Annotated in this window: 15 protein-coding genes; 3 read left to right on the forward strand and 12 right to left on the reverse strand. The window is 68.8% G+C overall.

Annotation, left to right across the window (positions count from 1 at the left end; all coding sequences use genetic code 11):
- Positions 1–180 precede the first annotated feature (180 nt).
- The 6 genes from ACR81A_RS10725 to hisS form a co-directional block, all read right to left on the reverse strand.
- On the reverse strand, positions 181–1521 hold the full coding sequence (locus ACR81A_RS10725; RefSeq protein ID WP_440311792.1) for an NAD(P)/FAD-dependent oxidoreductase: 1341 nt from the start codon (positions 1519–1521) through the stop codon (positions 181–183).
- 197 nt (positions 1522–1718) lie between these two features.
- The gene (locus tag ACR81A_RS10730; RefSeq protein WP_202381116.1) at positions 1719–2201 is read right to left on the reverse strand and encodes a DUF501 domain-containing protein; all 483 of its coding nucleotides are present in this window, start codon (positions 2199–2201) and stop codon (positions 1719–1721) included.
- A gap of 148 nt (positions 2202–2349) precedes the next feature.
- On the reverse strand, positions 2350–2844 hold the full coding sequence (locus tag ACR81A_RS10735) for an FtsB family cell division protein (RefSeq protein ID WP_440311793.1): 495 nt from the start codon (positions 2842–2844) through the stop codon (positions 2350–2352).
- 25 nt (positions 2845–2869) lie between these two features.
- Positions 2870–4150: a phosphopyruvate hydratase gene (gene eno / locus ACR81A_RS10740; RefSeq protein WP_440311794.1), complete on the reverse strand. Its 1281-nt coding sequence runs from the start codon at positions 4148–4150 to the stop codon at positions 2870–2872.
- 145 nt (positions 4151–4295) lie between these two features.
- Complete coding sequence (locus ACR81A_RS10745) at positions 4296–4730, reverse strand: VOC family protein (protein WP_202381113.1); 435 nt, start codon at positions 4728–4730, stop codon at positions 4296–4298.
- A gap of 109 nt (positions 4731–4839) precedes the next feature.
- The gene (gene hisS / locus ACR81A_RS10750; RefSeq protein ID WP_440311795.1) at positions 4840–6138 is read right to left on the reverse strand and encodes a histidine--tRNA ligase; all 1299 of its coding nucleotides are present in this window, start codon (positions 6136–6138) and stop codon (positions 4840–4842) included.
- 99 nt (positions 6139–6237) lie between these two features.
- Here hisS and ACR81A_RS10755 point away from each other — a divergent pair, with 99 nt between their 5' ends.
- Positions 6238–7080: a LuxR C-terminal-related transcriptional regulator gene (locus ACR81A_RS10755; RefSeq protein WP_237462226.1), complete on the forward strand. Its 843-nt coding sequence runs from the start codon at positions 6238–6240 to the stop codon at positions 7078–7080.
- Here the strand turns inward: ACR81A_RS10755 and ACR81A_RS10760 are convergent.
- Positions 7077–7883 (reverse strand): MazG nucleotide pyrophosphohydrolase domain-containing protein, encoded by an 807-nt coding sequence (locus ACR81A_RS10760; RefSeq protein WP_440311796.1) that lies wholly within the window; start codon positions 7881–7883, stop codon positions 7077–7079. The two genes, ACR81A_RS10755 and ACR81A_RS10760, sit on opposite strands and share 4 nt — an antisense overlap.
- A 164-nt stretch (positions 7884–8047) precedes the next feature.
- Between ACR81A_RS10760 and ACR81A_RS10765 the strand changes: the two genes are divergently transcribed.
- Positions 8048–8599, forward strand: coding sequence for a hypothetical protein (locus ACR81A_RS10765; protein WP_202381109.1), 552 nt, complete (start codon positions 8048–8050; stop codon positions 8597–8599).
- 97 nt (positions 8600–8696) lie between these two features.
- Here ACR81A_RS10765 and mfd read toward each other — a convergent pair whose 3' ends face one another.
- The 5 genes from mfd to ACR81A_RS10790 form a co-directional block, all read right to left on the reverse strand.
- A complete protein-coding gene (gene mfd, locus ACR81A_RS10770) occupies positions 8697–12485 on the reverse strand; it encodes a transcription-repair coupling factor (RefSeq protein WP_440311797.1) in 3789 nt (1262 codons plus the stop codon).
- On the reverse strand, positions 12482–13069 hold the full coding sequence (gene pth / locus ACR81A_RS10775) for an aminoacyl-tRNA hydrolase (RefSeq protein ID WP_202381107.1): 588 nt from the start codon (positions 13067–13069) through the stop codon (positions 12482–12484). Before pth ends, mfd begins: the two co-directional genes overlap by 4 nt.
- Positions 13070–13252: 183 nt before the next feature.
- Positions 13253–13837: a 50S ribosomal protein L25/general stress protein Ctc gene (locus ACR81A_RS10780; protein WP_202381106.1), complete on the reverse strand. Its 585-nt coding sequence runs from the start codon at positions 13835–13837 to the stop codon at positions 13253–13255.
- Positions 13838–14020: 183 nt separating this feature from the next.
- The gene (locus ACR81A_RS10785) at positions 14021–14782 is read right to left on the reverse strand and encodes a uracil-DNA glycosylase (protein ID WP_440311798.1); all 762 of its coding nucleotides are present in this window, start codon (positions 14780–14782) and stop codon (positions 14021–14023) included.
- A gap of 9 nt (positions 14783–14791) precedes the next feature.
- Positions 14792–15562 (reverse strand): SDR family oxidoreductase, encoded by a 771-nt coding sequence (locus ACR81A_RS10790; protein ID WP_440311799.1) that lies wholly within the window; start codon positions 15560–15562, stop codon positions 14792–14794.
- Positions 15563–15820: 258 nt separating this feature from the next.
- Here ACR81A_RS10790 and ACR81A_RS10795 point away from each other — a divergent pair, with 258 nt between their 5' ends.
- Positions 15821–17143 carry a bifunctional o-acetylhomoserine/o-acetylserine sulfhydrylase gene (locus tag ACR81A_RS10795; RefSeq protein ID WP_202381103.1) on the forward strand — a complete coding sequence of 441 codons (1323 nt, stop codon included), beginning with the start codon at positions 15821–15823 and terminating at the stop codon, positions 17141–17143.
- The last annotated feature ends 31 nt before the right edge of the window (positions 17144–17174 follow it).

Below are 17174 nucleotides of genomic sequence, written 5' to 3' on the forward strand. Positions count from 1 at the left end.
CCCCCCCCCCCTGAATCGGGGTCACTTCGGCAGGGTGTCGCCTGGGCGACCACGACGACACCCTGCCGAAGTGACCCCGATTCGCTGGGGAGGCGGCGGCTGGGCGCGGGGTGGGTGGAAAACGCAGCGCGCCCCCGGCGACCGTGTGGTCTCCGGGGGCGCGCTGCGTTCAGCGAGTGGCTACTCTGCTGCGGGCTTCGGCCGCGATGCGAACTCCTCGAAGATCGCACGGGGCTCCTGCGTCGCCTCAATGTTGACGATGTCGCGGCCCAGGAAGAAGTGGCTGACCCAGCCACCGAACACGCGCCACTTGCGCTCCCACGTGGGGATCGCGAGGCCGTGGTAGAAGCGGTGCGCGAGCCACGCGATGTAGCCCTTGAGCGTGAAGTTGCCCGAGCGGAACACGCCGGTGTTCATGCCGAGGCCAGCAACCGCGCCAGCGTTCTTGTGGTTGTACTCAGCGATGCCCTCGCCGCGCAGCGACGCAACGATGTTCTTCGCGAGCAGCTTGCCCTGGCGCACTGCGTGCTGTGCGTTGGGAACGCAGAAGCCGCCGGGGCCAGGGGTCGACGAGATGTCGGGAACCTGCGAGGTGTCACCAGCGGTCCATGCGCCCTCGATGATCTCGCCGTCCTCGGTCGCAACGCGGAGCGACGGGGTGCCCACGACGTGGCCGCGCGCGCCGATCGGCAGGTCGGTGCCGCGGAGGAACGGACGGGGCATCACGCCAGCGGTCCAGACGATGAGATCGGACTCGTAGTTCTCGCCGGTGGAGAGCTCAATCTTGCCGTCCACAGCCGAGGAGAGCTGCGTGTTGAGGTGGATGTTTACACCACGACGGGTCTGGTCCTTGACCACCCAGTCAGCGAGACCCTCGGTGACCTCGGGCATGATGCGGCCCATGGCCTCGACGAGGTGGAACTTCGTCTCGTCGAAGGTGATCTCGGGATAGCGGCGCAGCAGGCTCGTCGCGAACGAGCGGAGCTCGGACACCGACTCGATGCCGGCGAAGCCACCGCCAACGACGGTCACGGTGAGGAGACGCGCGCGCTCAGCCGAGTCCTTCGGCAGCGAGGCGGCGCGCTCGAAGTTGCCGACCATGCGATCGCGAATCGCAACGGCTTCCTCGATCGTCTTCATGCCGATCGCGTTGTCGGCGATGCCGGCGATCGGGAAGGTGCGGGACACGGAGCCCGTGGTGACCACGATCTGGTCGTACTCGAAGTCGTACGCCTCGCCAACGTCGGGAGTGATCGTTGCCGTCTTCGTGGCGTGCGAGATGCCCGTCACCTTGCCCGCGATGTTCGCGGTGCTCTTGAGGTGGCGGCGACGCGCGACGACCGCGTGACGCGGCTCGATCGAGCCTGCAGCGACCTCGGGGAGGAACGGCAGGTACGCCATGTAGGGCAGCGGGTCGACGATCGTGACCTCGGCCTCACCGGCGCGGAGGAGCTTCTCCAGCTTCCATGCGGTGTAGAAGCCGGCGTAGCCACCGCCAACGATCAGAATCTTCTTCGCCACGGGGCGGTCTCCTTGATGCTCTGTGCGGGAACTGTCCGAGTGCGGACACAGCGGAACGGGCAGACTGCTGCCCTACGGCTCAGTCTACCGTGCATTTCCTGTCTGCTCAGCCGCTTCCGCGGGAATCTGAGCGAAAGCAGTCGAAAATTCGGGCGAAACCCCCGGTCGACGAAAGTTCCGCGTTTCCGACGCCTGATTCAGGGGCGCCAGCCGCAGCGCTCAAGCGCGAGGTCACCGATCGGGTTTACGCCCGGCCCGGCCGCGAGTGCGTGGCCGATCAGCGCGTGCAGGCACTTCACGCGCGTGGGCATTCCGCCAGCGGAGACTCCCGCGAGTTCCGGCACCTCACCGATCTGCTCGCGATCGGCGATGTACTGCTCGTGCGCCGCCTGGTACTGCGCACGCAGCTCCTCGTCCTCGGCCAGCATCTCGTTGAACTCGACCATCATCCCGCCGGCCTCGAGGCGCGACGCTGCGGCGACCGCCTCGGGGTGCGACAGGTAGTAGAAGGTGGGGAACGGCGAACCGTCGGGCAGCCGCGGCGCCGTGGCGACGACGGTGGGCGCACCATCTGCCGTGCGTGCGGCGATGCCGATGACGCCGCGCGCTTCGCGCTCGAGCTGCTCACTCACAGCGGCGATGTCAGCCTCGGTCGGTGCGGGGAAGGGCGGACGGCTCATGGTGGGTCTCCTCGGGCGTCAGGATCGGGCAGTGCGAGCCAGCCGGTGCGGGCGGCCTCGCAGAGTGGAAACCCGCAGCGCAGCGTGCGCTCGGGTGGTCGTGGGGCAGCGAGTGCATGGACTCACCGCGTGGGGTCTGCGCGGAATCTTACCCCGCAGCGCTGGCATCTTTCGGGGCTGCGGGATCCGGATCAGATGCTGGATCTTCATTCTGCGCGGGATCCGGCGTAGCCGTCCCGGCGCTGAGGAATGAGCCGACGAGCCCCTCGGCCCAATTCGTCTCGATGCGCGAAAGCTCGGCGCTCGTTTCCTCATCGGACTCGATCGGCATGGTCACGTCGTCGATGACGTTGAGCTGCGTCTCACCGGGCAGCACATAGAAGAGGCGGTCTCGGGCCTGCGCGCGAACGTAGACCGGGTCCTTCCACTTCGCGCGCTCGGCGTCGATCTCGGTGACGGCTTCCTGGTGCAGACGCACGCTCTCACGCAGCTCCGAGATTTCGCGCCGCTGCTGCACAAACGTGGAGAGGCTGGGGCTGACGATGACGGCGCCCGCCAGCACCAGCCCCACGATCAGCACGGTGAAGACGCTGAAACGCAGGCTCGAGGCCCAAGCCCCCAGCTCCCCCGTTCCGCGCTTCACCGTGCTGCTCTCGTTCCGTGTCGAACTACGCCGTGAAGCGCGGGAAGGCGCTGCGGCCGGCGTACTTCGCGGCGAGGCCGAGCTCTTCCTCGATGCGGAGGAGCTGGTTGTACTTCGCGACGCGGTCCGAACGCGCGGGTGCGCCCGTCTTGATCTGGCCGCAGTCGGTCGCGACGGCGAGATCAGCAATGGTCACGTCCTCGGTCTCGCCCGAGCGGTGCGACATCACTGCCGTGTAGCCGGCGCGCTGTGCCATCTGCACCGCGTCGAAGGTCTCCGTGAGCGTGCCGATCTGGTTGACCTTCACGAGGATCGAGTTCGCGGTGCCGCGGGCGATGCCGTCAGCGAGGCGCTCGGGGTTCGTGACGAACAGGTCGTCGCCGACGAGCTGCACGCGATCACCGATCTCGTCGGTGAGGATCTTCCACCCCTCCCAGTCGTCCTCGGCGAGGGGATCCTCGATCGAGACGAGCGGGTACTTGTCCATGAGGTCGGCGTAGTACGCGCTCATCTCGGCTGCGGTGCGCTCCTTGCCCTCGAAGGTGTACACACCGTTCTCGAAGAACTCGGTCGACGCAACGTCGAGCGCGAGCGCGACATCCCGGCCGGGCTCGAGGCCCGCGCGCTTGATCGCCTCGACGATGAGATCGAGCGCTGCCGCGTTGGTCGGCAGGTCGGGGGCGAAGCCGCCCTCGTCGCCGAGTGCCGTGGTGAGGCCCTGCTCCTTGAGCAGTGCCTTCAGTGAGTGGTACACCTCAACGCCCCAGCGGAGCCCCTCGGAGAAGCTCTCGGCGCCGAGCGGCACCGCCATGAACTCCTGGATGTCGACGCCGGTGTCGGCGTGCGCGCCACCGTTGATGATGTTCATGAGCGGCACGGGGAGCGTGCTCGCGTTCGGCCCACCGAGGTAGCGGTAGAGGGGCAGCTCGGCCGACGCAGCGGCGGCGTGTGCGACCGCGAGGCTGACGCCCAGGATCGAGTTTGCGCCAACGCGCGACTTGTTGTCGGTGCCGTCGACCTCGCGCAGCACGGTGTCAATGATGCGCTGATCATCGGCGGCGAAGCCCTCGATCGCGGGGGCGAGCTCGTCGAAGACCGCGTCGACGGCCTTCGTGACGCCCTTGCCGAGGTAGCGGTCCTTGTCGCCGTCGCGCAGCTCATACGCTTCGAAGGCACCCGTGGATGCTCCGGACGGAACCGCAGCGCGGCCCACCGAGTCGTCGGTCAGGCCGACCTCGACCTCAACGGTCGGGTTTCCGCGCGAATCAAGAATCTCGCGGGCGATCACTGCGTCGATAAATGCCACCATGCGCTCCTCAGGTGTCCAGGGTGATTGAGCAAATCTGCGCCAGCGGTATCGCCGGGCGACACCAGTCTAGCGGCCAGGCGCCGCGGCCTCCCCTGTGCGCGGGATCGGCGCTGCGTGTGCGGGGACCCGGCCGCGGGGCCGCCTATGCGTCGGCAGCGAGGAACGCTTCCGGCCCCTGCTCGGCGGCCGCCGGATCCATGTACATGAACTCGAGAATGGTGCCATCGGGATCCTCGAGGTCACGCGAGTACATGAAGCCGTAGTCTTGTGCGTCGCGCGGCTCCGTTCCCCCGGCTGCGAGCCCCGCAGCAAGTACCGCGTCGACGTCTTCGCGCGACTCGCGCGACAGCGCGATCAGCACCTGCGCGCTGCCACTCGCGTCGACCACCTGCTTATCCGTGAAGGTCGCAAAGTACTCGCGCGTGAGCACCATGAAGTAGACCTGCTCGTCCCACACGACGCACGCGGCATTCTCGTCGGTGAAGAGCGGGTTGATCTCGCAGCCGAGAGCCGTGTAGAACGCTTTCGAACGCTCGAGGTCGCTGGTTGCGATGTTGACGAAGATTTGCGTGGACATGGTGCTCCCCATCCGGCCGCGCGGTGCGACCCTTCGCGGAAAGAGTCGCACCGCGCGCGGCCCCCGTCAAGGGGGTTCTCGGGTGTCTCCGAGCACTGCCAGCTGTGTATCAGGCGTCGAGCGCGCGCAGCTCCAGCTCATCCGCGGTCGTCATCCCCGCGCGCACGTTGGCCACGCTCGTGAAGCCTTCCTCCGCGACGCGGGCGAGCAGCGTCTTCATGTTCTTCTGTCGCTTCTCCAGGCGCACACGGTGGCCGCGCGCCACGAACTCGCGTTTCAGGGCGACAAGCTGTGCGAACTCAACGTCCGCGTCCGCGATGAGCGCGACGGCCTCCGGCCCGCTCGCCTCGGGAAGCGTGATCAGATCGACCACGCGCTCGAAACCAATCGAGAAGCCGACCGCGGGCACGTCCTGCCCGAGGAAGCGCCCCACCATGCCGTCGTAGCGGCCGCCGCCGCCGACCGAGCTGCCGGAGCCCGGGTGCGCGACCTCGAAGATCGTGCCGGTGTAGTACCCCATCCCGCGCACGAGCGTTGGGTCGAAGCGCAGCTCGACCCCCGCGGGCAGCGAGCCCGCAAGGGCAGCGCCGAGCTCGGTGAGGTTCGCGATACCGTCGGCCGCGGCACCCGCCGGGAGCACTGCAGCGATGCGCTCTCCCGTGAGCGGGATCCCGTCGCCCGCGATGGCCGGCTCGACCTCGGCGAGGACCGCGCCGAGCCGCTCGGCGGCCGCCGCATCGATCTCGCGGAGTTCGTCAACGACGCCAGCCGCGCCGATCTTGTCGAGCTTGTCGATCGTGATGAGCGCGCGATCGTGCACCTCGGCGGCGAAACCGCAGTGCTCGAGCAGACCGAACAGGATGCGGCGATCGTTCACACGAATCACGCACCCGGCGAGCCCGAGTTCGGACAGCGCCTGCGATGTGGCGGTGATGAGTTCGATCTCCGCGAGGAGGCCCGGCTCGCCGATGATGTCGATGTCGGCCTGTACAAACTGGCGGTAACGTCCCTTCTGCGGGCGCTCCGCGCGCCACACGGGCGCGATCTGGATCGAGCGGAACACGGGCGGCAGCTCTGCGCGGTGCGATGCGTAGAACCGGGTGAGCGGCACCGTGAGGTCAAAGCGCAGGCCGAGATCGGCGAGCTGTTCGACATCGCCGGCCTCCGCCGCTGCAGCGAGCGCCTCTGGCGTGATTCCACGCTTCAGGATCGAGAACGACAGCTTCTCGTTGTCACCGCCGAGCCCAGCGTGCAGCCGTGACCAGTCCTCGACCACGGGCGTCTCGATCTCGTCGAAGCCGTGGGCGCGGTACACCCCCTTGATGATGCCGAGCGCGTGCTCGCGACGCGCCTTGTCTGAGGGCAGGAAGTCGCGCATGCCGCGCGGAGGATTCACGGGGGTGGCCATTCCCCCATTCTTCCATCTCCGCGCGGCCCGAGTGGACGACGTCCACGCACACGTGGAAAAACCAGTTAGCATCGAGTACTCCGAACGATGGGAGCGACGATGACCCACCTTTCACACACGCTGCTGCGTGAAACGCTCGATGCTGCCGTGCAGGAGTTCGCACGAGAGACCAGGTTTCCCGTGGCATTCGGCGGATTCAATGCGGATGGCACCACTCGAGTGACTGCTTTTGCGGGTGTCCGGACCCGGAGCCTCACCGGGCTCACGGTCCGTGCCGACCGCGGGCTTGGCGGAAAAGCCATGACTGAGCATCGTGCACGCCTTGCGCAGGACTACGCACGCTCAGCGCTCATTACCCACGACTACGATGAGCAGATCGGCGGCGAAGGCATCGTCACGCTACTCGCGATGCCGGTCATCGTTGACGGCGACGTGCGCGCCGTGCTCTATGGCGGAAGCCGTGATCGGCACTGCGCTGAGGTGCCAAGGCTCGGCGCAGGTGCCTCGGTCGCTCGGGCGCTTGCGCGCGAAATCGGCGTTCAAGATCAGGTCTCGGCTGCACGCTCTCGGGCAGTGAGAACCGATGTGCTCGATATCGAGGGAGAGCCGCTCGAGCAGTTGCGCGGGGAGCACGCTGAATTGCGCAGTATCGCAGCAGCCGTCGCCGACCCCGACGTGCGCGAGCGCATCATCGCACTCGCTGATCGGCTCGCACGCCTCGGCTCCCCCGACCCGACAGCGGAGGCCGTGCATCTCTCCCCGCGCGAGGTCGACGTGCTCGCGCACACCGCCCTCGGGGCGACGAACGCGGACATCGGGCGCGCGCTCCAGCTCGCCGAGAGCACGGTAAAGAGCTACCTGCGCACGGCGATGTCGAAGCTCGACGTGAACACACGGCACGCCGCGGTGGCGGCGGCGCGGCGGTTGGGGATCCTGCCCTAGCTGTCGCCGTTGTGCATCACGCGCGCGGCGAGCCGGTCAACCGCCTGGCGGAGTGCCCGATCCGGATCAATGCTCGCAGCGTTCGCCCGCATGACGAGCGCGAGCATGGCATCGCCGATACCCACTTCGGCGAGGCGCTGCTCGTCGGGACCGATCGCCGCTGCGAGCGGGTCTTCCGGGCTCCCCTCGCCCGCGTTTGGCTGCACGAGCCCGGCGCGCTTCAACCGTTCGACCACCTTCGCCGCACGTGCCAGTGTGGGCATCCCCGCGGGGATACCGTCGAGCGCGCCGCGGGAGCCTCGTTCCTCGCCGGCCGCGTCCTCCTTGAGTCGTTCCCACTCCGCGTGAAGCTCCTCCACGCTCATGTAGCCACGGTCGCCGAACACGTGCGGGTGGCGCGCGATCAACTTGTCCGACAGCCCCGCCGCGACGCTCGCAAGGTCGTAGCCCTCGCCGTCGCGCTCCGCGATCGCCGCGTGGAACAGCACCTGGTACAGCACGTCGCCGAGCTCTGAGCTCTGCTCGGCGGGCGGGAGCTCACGCTCCACCGCGTCGACGAACTCCGCGGTCTCCTCAATGAGGAAGGGGGTCAGCGAGGCGTGGGTTTGCGCGGCATGCCACGCGCAGCCGCCCTCCTCAACCATGGTGCGCACGGTCTGTGCGGCGCGAGCAACCGCTTCAGCCGCGCGAGACGTGTCGCTGTGCGGCGGGACTTCGGGGGCAGGGGCGATCGGAACCGCCTCGGGACTGTCCGCCTCCGATGAGTGGCTGCCGGCTGTGGCTCCTGCGCTCGCGCTGTCCATGCCCCCAGCCTACCCGCGCTCCTGGAGTCTGGCTGGGTGCGGGCTCACGCAGAGCTGGGCGCCGCGGCGTGCGGCTCAGCCGATCCTGAGCCGCTCCGGCTACCGTTGACCGTGGATCCGCTGCGCGATCCGCCCCACGAGAGCCGCAGCTCGAAAGGACCCCCATGCTTCGTTTCTCCACCGCACGGCACACCCGCACCGCCGCAGGCGTGGCCACACTCGCGCTCGTTGCGATCCCACTCTCCGGGTGCGCGATCCCGAGCATTGGCAGCGGCGGGAGCAGCGCCGGGTCTGCTGGCGGCACGAGCGGTGGCACGCAGTCGACGTGCCAGGTGGCGAGCGAGGCGATTCAGCGAGTCACCGATGAGGCGGGCAAGGAAATCTCCCAGCTCGTCGCCGACGGCATCGCGGGGAACCCGGTGGATGCCGGCGCACTGGTCGACCCCGCGATCGAGGCGCTCGACGCCGCGACGGCATCGATCACCGATCCCGCGGTGCTCACCGCGATCGACGCGGCTCGGGTCGAGTGGAGCGGCTTCGCGGGTGACCTCGGTTCGCTCGCGCTGCCAGATCTCAGTGGTCTCGGCGAGGGCGACCTGTCGGCCATCGGCGAGCTGCAGTCCTACGGTTCCGAGGTGTCCGCGCTCTTCACGAAGCGCCTCCCGGCCTTGCAGCAGACCGGACAGGAGCTGCAGGAGGCCTGCACAGCGCAGTAGCGCGTTGGGAGGCGGCACAGCGCAGTAGCGCGTGCGCACGTGTCGGAGCGCACCGCGGCGCGGCGCGGAAGCTGATCCCGCGCCGCGCCGGAACGCTTTACACCGCTGGCGGATCCTCCTCGAGCAGCGTTGCGAGGACGCGCCCCGTCCAGGCCACGATGTCGCCCTCGTCGCCCGTGTGCCGCTGCCCCACGCCTGCGAGCGGGCTGCGTGACAAGGCGGTGCCGCCCGGCAGCGGAATCTGCAGCGAGTGCGTGGCTTCCGTGTAGCGGGACCCGGGATACATGCGGTTCATGCGCATGCGGCGCGAATCGAGCAGTTTCACCGGTTCGAGGCGCAGCGACGGCCCGGCCGCGACCACCTTCGCGAGGCCGAGGCGTGAAGCGCGGCGACGCAGCGCAGATACCGCGGCGAGCCGTTCCACCTCCTCGGGAGGTGCGCCGTAGCGGTCGGTGAGCTCTTCAAGCACGAGTCCGACGTGTTCCTCGGGTGCCTGCGGGTGGGAGGCCGCGGAGAACTTTTGGTACGCCTCGAGGCGCAGCCGCTCGCTCTCGACGTACTCTTCGGGAATGTGCGCGTCAACGGGCAACTCGAGCACCAGCTCGACCGTGCCGGCAACCTCCTCGCCCTTGAACGTACTCACCGCTTCGCCGATCATGCGGAGGTAGAGATCGAAACCGACCCCTGCGATGTGCCCGGACTGCTCGCCGCCCAGGAGGTTGCCCGCGCCGCGCAGCTCGAGGTCCTTGAGCGCCACCTGCATGCCCGAGCCGAGCTCGTTGTTCGCGGCGAGCGTCTCGAGTCGCTCGTTCGCGTGCTCGGTGAGGGGCTTCTCGGGGTCGTACAGGAAGTACGCGTACGCGCGCTCGCGACTGCGCCCCACGCGTCCGCGCAGCTGGTGCAGCTGACTTAGCCCGTACTTGTCGGCCTGGTCGATGATGATCGTGTTCGCGTTGGCGATATCGAGGCCGGTCTCCACGATCGTGGTGGAGACGAGCACGTCGAACTTGCGCTCCCAGAAGTCCTGCACCACCTGCTCGAGCTGGTGCTCGCTCAGTTTGCCGTGCGCCACCGCAACGCGGGCTTCGGGAACCAGCTCGGCGATCTGGGCGGCGACCCGGCTGATCGACGAGACGCGGTTGTGCACGAAGAACACCTGCCCCTCGCGCAGCAGCTCGCGCCGGATCGCCGCGGTGATCTGCTTGTCGCTGCGTGGGCCCACAAAGGTGAGGATGGGGTGACGATCCTCCGGCGGCGTCGCGAGCGTGGACATCTCGCGGATGCCCGTGACCGCCATCTCGAGCGTGCGCGGGATCGGCGTCGCGCTCATCGCGAGAATGTCGACGCCAGTCTTGAGCTTCTTCAGCGCGTCCTTATGCTCCACACCGAAGCGCTGCTCCTCGTCGATGATGAGGAGACCCAGATCCTTGTAAATGATGTTGTTCGACAGCAGGCGGTGCGTGCCAATCACCACGTCGACGGTTCCAGCGGCGAGACCCTCGAGCGTCTCCTTCGCTTCCTTGTCCGTCTGGAAACGGCTGAGCGCACGCAATTGCACGGGGAAGCCGGCGAAGCGGTTCTGGAAGGTCTCGAAGTGCTGGTTTGCGAGCAGCGTGGTGGGCACGAGCATGGCAACCTGCTTCCCATCCTGCACAGCCTTGAACGCCGCACGGATGGCAACCTCGGTCTTGCCGAAGCCCACGTCGCCCGCGAGGAGCCTGTCCATGGGCACGGGCCGCTCCATGTCACGCTTCACCTCGTCGATGGTGGTGAGCTGGTCGATCGTTTCCGCGTACGGGAACGCCTCCTCGAGCTCGCGCTGCCACGGGGTGTCCTGCGAGAACGCGAAGCCCGGTGACGCCATGCGCGCTGAGTAGAGCTTCACGAGCTCCACCGCGATGTCGCGAACGGCCTTGCGGGCCTTCTTCTTCGCGTTCGACCAGTCGCTCCCGCCCATCTTGGACAGCGCGGGTGCCTCACCGCCGACGTAGCGGGACAGCTGGTCGAGCTGGTCCGTTGGCACGTACAGCTTGTCCTTCGGCATGCCGCGCTTGGTCGAGGCGTACTCGATGACCAGGTACTCGCGCAGCGCCTTCGTCGCGTCGCGCCCGATACCGGTGGGCACCATGCGCTGGGTCAGCTCGACGAACTGGCCGATGCCGTGCGTCTCGTGCACCACGAAGTCGCCAGCGACCAGCTTGAGCGGGTCGACCACGTTCTTGCCGCGGCGGCGCGCGAGCTTCTGCCCGCTCGCTGCCTGCGCCGACACCGTGCGACCAAAGAATTCGGCCTCGGTCTCGAGCAGCAGCTGGGCTTCGTCGTTTTCAAAGCCCTGCCAGGCGGTCCCCGTGACGAGGTAGATCACGCCGGTGTCGAGCTCGTCCGGCAGCGCGTCGACGATGCGCGCGGCGGCGCCGGCTTCGGCGAGGAGATCGCGTGCGCGCTCCACGAGGCCGATGCCCTGTGCGGTGACGACCGCGCGCCATCCTTCCCCGAGCCGACGACTCAGGTGTTGGATCGCAGCCGCTGTGGGCTCGGCACCGGGTGCCCGCGTCACGGAACCGCCGCGCACGGTGTAGATCGCGTCGTCAACGCCGTCGATGACGGTGAGGCCGCGGGGCTCGGGCATCGCCGCCTCGGCGCCGGTCGCCTCAGACCCGGCAGCGCAGGATCCCTCAGCGGCGTCCGTCTCGGCGCCGTCCGCGGGCTGCGCCGCTGCGAGCTCGGCCGTGTCGTCTGCAGCGTCGCGCACAAAGCCAGTCGTGCTCCACCACGGGCGCCCTGCTGACGCGGAGCGGAGCTCCGTCACGGAGAGCAGGCCGGCGTCGTCTGTGGGGACGGGAGCATCGGCTCCCGCGGTGGCGGCGTGCCAGGCCGCCTCGAGGAACTCGCGGTTCGTCTCCGCAAGGCTGACCGCACGCCCGGCAACCCGCTCGGGTGCCACAACGAGCACGGCGCCGCCCGCGGGCAGCAACTTCGTGATCGGTGCGAGGCCCGGTACGAGCTGCGGCAGGAGGCTCTCCATGCCCTCGACCGCAATCCCCGCGCTCATCTTCTCGAGCATGGGCGCGAGCGCGGGGAAACGCGGCAGCAGCTCGGCGGCACGCTCACGCACCGCCTCAGTGAGCAGCAGCTCACGCGCCGGCCACAGTTCGAGCTCGGGCACCGGATCTCCGGCGGAACGCTGGTCAGACACCGCGAAGCGGCGGATCTGATCCACCTCGTCGCCGAAAAAGTCCACGCGCATGGCCTGCTCGGCCGTGGGCGGGAACACGTCAAGGATTCCACCGCGCACGGCGAACTCACCGCGCCTGGTCACCATGTCAACGCGCGTGTATGCGTAGTCGACGAGGCGGCGCGACAGCGCCTCGAGCCCGCCTCCGCCGGCGCCGCCCTCGGGGGTGTCTGCGAGCACGAGATCGTGCCCCGCCCGCAGCACCACCGGCTCGGCCTGCGACGCGTGCGGCGAGACCGGCTGCAGAGCAGCGCGCACGGAGGCGACGAGCACGAGCGGCGGCGCGGCCGGGTCTGCGACGTCATGCTCGCGCAGCAGGCGCAGTGCGTGCGCGCGGCGCCCCACGGTCTCGGCGCTCGGGCTCAGCCGCTCGTGTGGCAGCGTCTCCCACGCGGGAAACTCCGCGGTCACCGCGTCGGGGATCAGCGAGGCGAGCGACTGCCGAATCGCGTCGGCCTCACGGCTCGTCGCCGCGATCACAAGGAGCGCGCCACGGTCGCCCGCGGCCCGACGCCGGCGCAGAAGCCCGGCGATCAGCGGCGCACGCAGACCGTCTGCGACGGAGAACTCCGCGTCCGTCGCGGCGGCGTCAAGTGCACGCGCGAACGACTCGGAGCGTTCGAGCAGCAGATCAAGCCCGGCGAGGCTCACTTGCCCGCTCCGTGGAATCGTTGCTGCGCGGCGAGCAGCCCATCGTCGATGAGTGCCTCGGCCGCGTCCGCGGACTCCTCGAGCAGCACGGGCAGGTTGGCGCGCTCGGCCGATGCGAACGGCTTCAGCACGAAGTCGGCGGGATCCTGCTGCCCGGGGGGCCGCCCGATCCCAATCCGCACACGCAGATAGTCCGGAGTGCCGAGCGCCTTCGCGATGTCGCGCAGGCCGTTGTGTCCACCGTGGCCACCGCCCTGCTTGAGTTTCAGCGTGTCAAACGGCAGGTCGAGTTCGTCGTGCAGCACAATGACGCGGTCGGCGGGCACGCCGAAGTACTTCGCGAGCGCGCTCACCGGTCCGCCCGACGTGTTCATGTAGCCGTTCGACTTCGCAAGGATCAGTTTTGCGCCGCCCGGGCGAATGCGCCCCTCGGCGATGCGCGAACCCGTCTTGTGAGGCGAGAACTTGCCACCGATGCGGTCGGCGAGCACGTCGAGCGCCATCTGGCCGACGTTGTGCCGGGTCGCCTCGTACTTTGCGCCCGGGTTGCCAAGCCCAACAATCAGCCAGCTGTCTTCAGCCACGTGCTTCTCCACTTTCCCCTGCAGTTTTCGCCAGAACACTCGCACCTCCGCGCACACTATCCTCGCAGACCCCTCTGACACTGGCCGCGTCGGCCGCACACCACCCGGGCGCTCGGCAGAGAGACAAACGGCCCGCCGGCCCGGCGCGAACGCCGGACCGACGGGCCCGAAAGACTTGGCTGCTTACTCGGCAGCGGCCTCTTCGCCCTCAGCCTCGTCAGCCGAAGCCGCACGAGGTGCCACGATGTTGACGGCGAGTGCGTCAGCAGCGTCGAGGAGCGATGCGCCCTTGGGGAGCTCGATCGCGCCGGCGAGGATCTGCGTGCCGTCCTCGAGGCCCTCGACGTCAACGGTCACGTTCTCGGGGATCGAGGTTGCGGGAGCGCTCAGGCGGATGGTGTTGAGCTCCTGCAGCGCGTTTGCGCCGTTGAAGGGCTCGCCCGTCACGTGCAGGGGAACCTCGACCTCAACGGTCTCGCCCTTCTTGACGATCACGAGGTCGACGTGCTCGATGATCTGGCGTACCGGATCCTTCTGCACGTCCTTGACGAGCACGAGCTGCTTCTTGCCCTCGATGTCGAGCTCGATGAGCGCGTTCGCCTGGCGGATGATGAGGCTCAGCGGGTGCGTCTCAACCGAGATGTGCACGGGATCGGTGCCGTGGCCGTAGATGACCGCGGGGGTCTGGCCGATAGCGCGGAGCTTGCGGGCGACGCCCTTGCCGAAGCTCTCGCGAGCGGAAGCGACGAGCTGGTTGGTGTCCGTCATGATGTTCTCCTTGCGGGCCGCAGCCCGGTCAGGGCGGCCGGGCCGCCAGATCTGGTGTCTCGCACTTGCGTTGCAACGCAGCAAGATGGCCCGCAGAGGCGTTCCGTCCCGCGTCGATAACGGGCGCCGAAGCGCCCCTCGCCGAAGTACAGCTGCCAAGTCTACACGATGCGCAGCGACCACTCAGTCCCAGAGTGTCGGCTGCGCCGGAGCCGCGCCCGCAATCTGCCAGTCGATGGGCTGCGCGCCCTGCGCGACGAGTGCCTCGTTTGCGCGACTGAACGGCCGGGATCCGAAGAAACCGCGTGACGCGGACAGCGGCGACGGGTGCGCGCTCTCGATCACGGGCGTCTCGCCGAGCAGCGGGGCGAGCGCTCGCGCATCATTGCCCCACAGGATCGCGACGAGCGGGCCCCCGCGCGCGGCCAGCGCGCGGATCGCGCACTCGGTGATGGCTTCCCACCCTCGGCCGCGGTGCGACCCCGCCTCGCCCGCGCGCACGGTCAGCACGCGGTTGAGTAGCAGCACGCCCTGGTCCGCCCACGCGCGCAGGTCGCCATTCGGCAGCGGCGTGGCGCCGACATCGCTCTCCAACTCGCGTGAAATGTTCTGCAGGCTGCGCGGCAGCGGGCGCACAGCCGGGTCCGTCGCAAACGACAGTCCAATGGGGTGGCCGGGGGTGGGGTACGGATCCTGCCCCACGATCAGCACACGAACATCCGCGAGCGGTCGCGCAAAGGCAGCGAACACCAGCTCGGGATCCGGCAGCACCGCATGTGCCTCTCGCTCTGCCGCAAGCCACTCGGTGACGGCGTCAAACTGCGGCGCCTCTGCGTCGAGCGCGCTCCCCCAGTCGGCCGCGATTCGACCGGCGGCGACGAGCCCGTCGAGAGTGCCAGCCGCGGGCGCGGAGTCGCCGTGCTCGGAAAGTGTCGTGGAAACCATGCGCTGCCCTCAGACCCGCGGCGCGAGCGGGCCGCGGTGTGTGTGGAAGACACTCGACTGGGCGACCGGGCGCAGCACGATCAAATCCTGGTTCACGTGCGGGGGCTGCTCAAACGCACCGACGAGCACCTCGGCAACCTCACTCGCCTGCAGCGGCAGAACGTCAGCATAGGGTTTCGCCGCGGCGGCCGCGTCGCCACGCAGGCGGTTGAGCGTGAACTCCTCCGTGTGCACGAGGCCGGGCGCGAGTTCCATCACGCGAATCGGTTCCCCCGCAAGCTCCAACCGCAGGACCCCGGTGACCGCGTGCGCCGCGAACTTGGCGGCGTTGTAGCCCGCACCGCCCGGGTACACGCTGTGTCCGGCGGTCGAGGTGACGTTCAGGAGGGAAGCCCAGCCGCTCTCGGCGGCCCCCGCCCGGAGAATCGGGAGCAGCGCGGCGGTGACCGAGCGCAGTCCGAGCACGTTCACTTCAAACATGCGTCGCCAGTCGTCGTTCGACGACGCTTCGACGGACTCGGTGCCGAGCGCGCCACCGGCATTGTTGACGAGGCCCGTCGCGCCACCGCTCGCCGCGACCTCCGCAGCGAGCGCGGCAACCGCGGCCTCGTCGGTCACGTCGCACACGATGGGGTGCGCACCCGTCTCCGCAGCGAGCGCCGCCAGGCGGTCGGCCCGGCGCGCCACAGCGACCGTCTGCCAGCCCCGCTCGGCGAACCGCCGCACCGTCGCCGCGCCGATTCCCGAGCTTGCTCCGGTCACCACTACTCGCTGTGTCATGCGACGCTCCATTCTGTCCTTGCACGTCATTCCGGCGTCGGCGCACCGCACCGCTGCCGGGTACTGCCCCGGTACTGCCCGGTACTGCCCGGTGTTGCTGCCAGCGTAGCGGCCACGCACGCGCCGGTTTCATTACGCGCAGTGTCGCCCCGCGTTGCCTCGGGTGCGCGGAACCTCGTACGCTCGTTCCCAGCAGCACCTCCCTCACCCGTCACAGACTTTTCCCGCCGCCAGGCGCACACGCATCAAGGAGCAACCATGACTGATCAGAACGTTTGGGGCTTTGAGACCAAGCAGATCCACGCCGGCCAGGAGCCCGACCCGACGACGGGTTCGCGCGCACTGCCGATCCACCAGACCACGGCGTTCGTGTTCGAGGACTCGGCGCAGGCCGCGAACCGCTTCGCGCTCGCCGAGCTCGGCCCCATCTACACCCGCATCACGAACCCGACCCAGGAAGTCGCCGAGCAGCGCATCGCCGCGCTTGAGGGCGGCACGGGAGCGCTCCTCCTCGCGAGCGGCCAGGCTGCGTCGACGTTCGCCGTGCTGAACATCGCCAACGCCGGCGACCACATCGTCTCCTCCAGCTCCATCTACGGCGGCACGTACAACCTGTTCAAGTACTCGCTTGCCAAGCTCGGCATCGAGGTCACCTTCGTTGAGGATCAGGACGACCCCGCCGCGTGGCAGCGCGCCGTGCGCCCGAACACGAAGCTCTTCTTCGCCGAGTCGATCGCGAACCCGCGCTCGAACGTGCTGGACATCCGCGCGGTCGCGGACGTGGCGCACGAGAACCACCTCCCCCTGATCGTCGACAACACCGTCGCAAGCCCGTACCTCGTGCGCCCGTTCGAGCACGGTGCCGACATCGTGCTGCACTCGGCAACCAAGTTCCTGGGGGGCCACGGCACGACCCTCGGCGGCGTGATCGTCGATGGCGGCACCTTCCCCTGGTCGCAGCACGCGGACAAGTTCCCGGGGCTCACCGAGCCGGATCCCTCCTACAACGGCGTCAGCTACACGGGCGCGGTGGGCGATCCGATCGCGTACATCATCAAGGCCCGCGTGCAGCTGCTGCGCGACCTCGGTTCCGCCATCGCGCCGCTGAGCGCCTGGCTGCTGCTCCAGGGCATCGAAACCCTGTCGCTGCGCATTGAGCGTCACGTGCAGAACGCGCAGGCGATCGCCGAGTGGCTCGACTCGCACGACGATGTCGCAACGGTCTACTACTCCGGCCTCCCCACGAGCCCCTGGTACGCCGCGGCGAACCAGTACGCGCCGAAGGGCGTGGGCGCCGTGCTCTCGTTCGAGCTGAAGGGCGGGGTCGACGCCGGCCGCGCGGTCGTCGAGAACGTCGAGCTGTTCAGCCACGTCGCGAACATCGGCGACGTCCGCTCGCTGATCATCCACCCCGCGTCGACCACGCACTCGCAGCTCACGCCCGAGCAGCAGCTCACGGCTGGTGTGACGCCCGGCCTCGTGCGCCTCTCGGTGGGTCTCGAGCACATCGACGACATCAAGGCGGACCTGGAGAAGGGCTTCGCTGCCGCACGCGCGGTCGTTGCGGCGGCACGCGCGTAACACGGGCACGGCGCGCGCCCACCAGGGCACA

Origin of the sequence: Leucobacter chromiireducens (genome assembly GCF_051993095.1) — a bacterium.
Lineage (GTDB): Bacteria > Actinomycetota > Actinomycetes > Actinomycetales > Microbacteriaceae > Leucobacter > Leucobacter chromiireducens.

Coding starts and splice junctions, on each gene's coding strand:
- ACR81A_RS10745 (WP_202381113.1), bottom strand. CDS start 4,730: ATGTCCACGCAAATCTTCGTCAACATCGCAACCAGCGACCTCGAGCGT.
- ACR81A_RS10755 (WP_237462226.1), top strand. CDS start 6,238: ATGACCCACCTTTCACACACGCTGCTGCGTGAAACGCTCGATGCTGCC.
- ACR81A_RS10780 (WP_202381106.1), bottom strand. CDS start 13,837: ATGACGGACACCAACCAGCTCGTCGCTTCCGCTCGCGAGAGCTTCGGC.
- ACR81A_RS10790 (WP_440311799.1), bottom strand. CDS start 15,562: ATGACACAGCGAGTAGTGGTGACCGGAGCAAGCTCGGGAATCGGCGCG.
- ACR81A_RS10795 (WP_202381103.1), top strand. CDS start 15,821: ATGACTGATCAGAACGTTTGGGGCTTTGAGACCAAGCAGATCCACGCC.
- hisS (WP_440311795.1), bottom strand. CDS start 6,138: ATGGCCACCCCCGTGAATCCTCCGCGCGGCATGCGCGACTTCCTGCCC.
- ACR81A_RS10785 (WP_440311798.1), bottom strand. CDS start 14,782: ATGGTTTCCACGACACTTTCCGAGCACGGCGACTCCGCGCCCGCGGCT.
- ACR81A_RS10730 (WP_202381116.1), bottom strand. CDS start 2,201: ATGAGCCGTCCGCCCTTCCCCGCACCGACCGAGGCTGACATCGCCGCT.
- ACR81A_RS10760 (WP_440311796.1), bottom strand. CDS start 7,883: ATGGACAGCGCGAGCGCAGGAGCCACAGCCGGCAGCCACTCATCGGAG.
- ACR81A_RS10765 (WP_202381109.1), top strand. CDS start 8,048: ATGCTTCGTTTCTCCACCGCACGGCACACCCGCACCGCCGCAGGCGTG.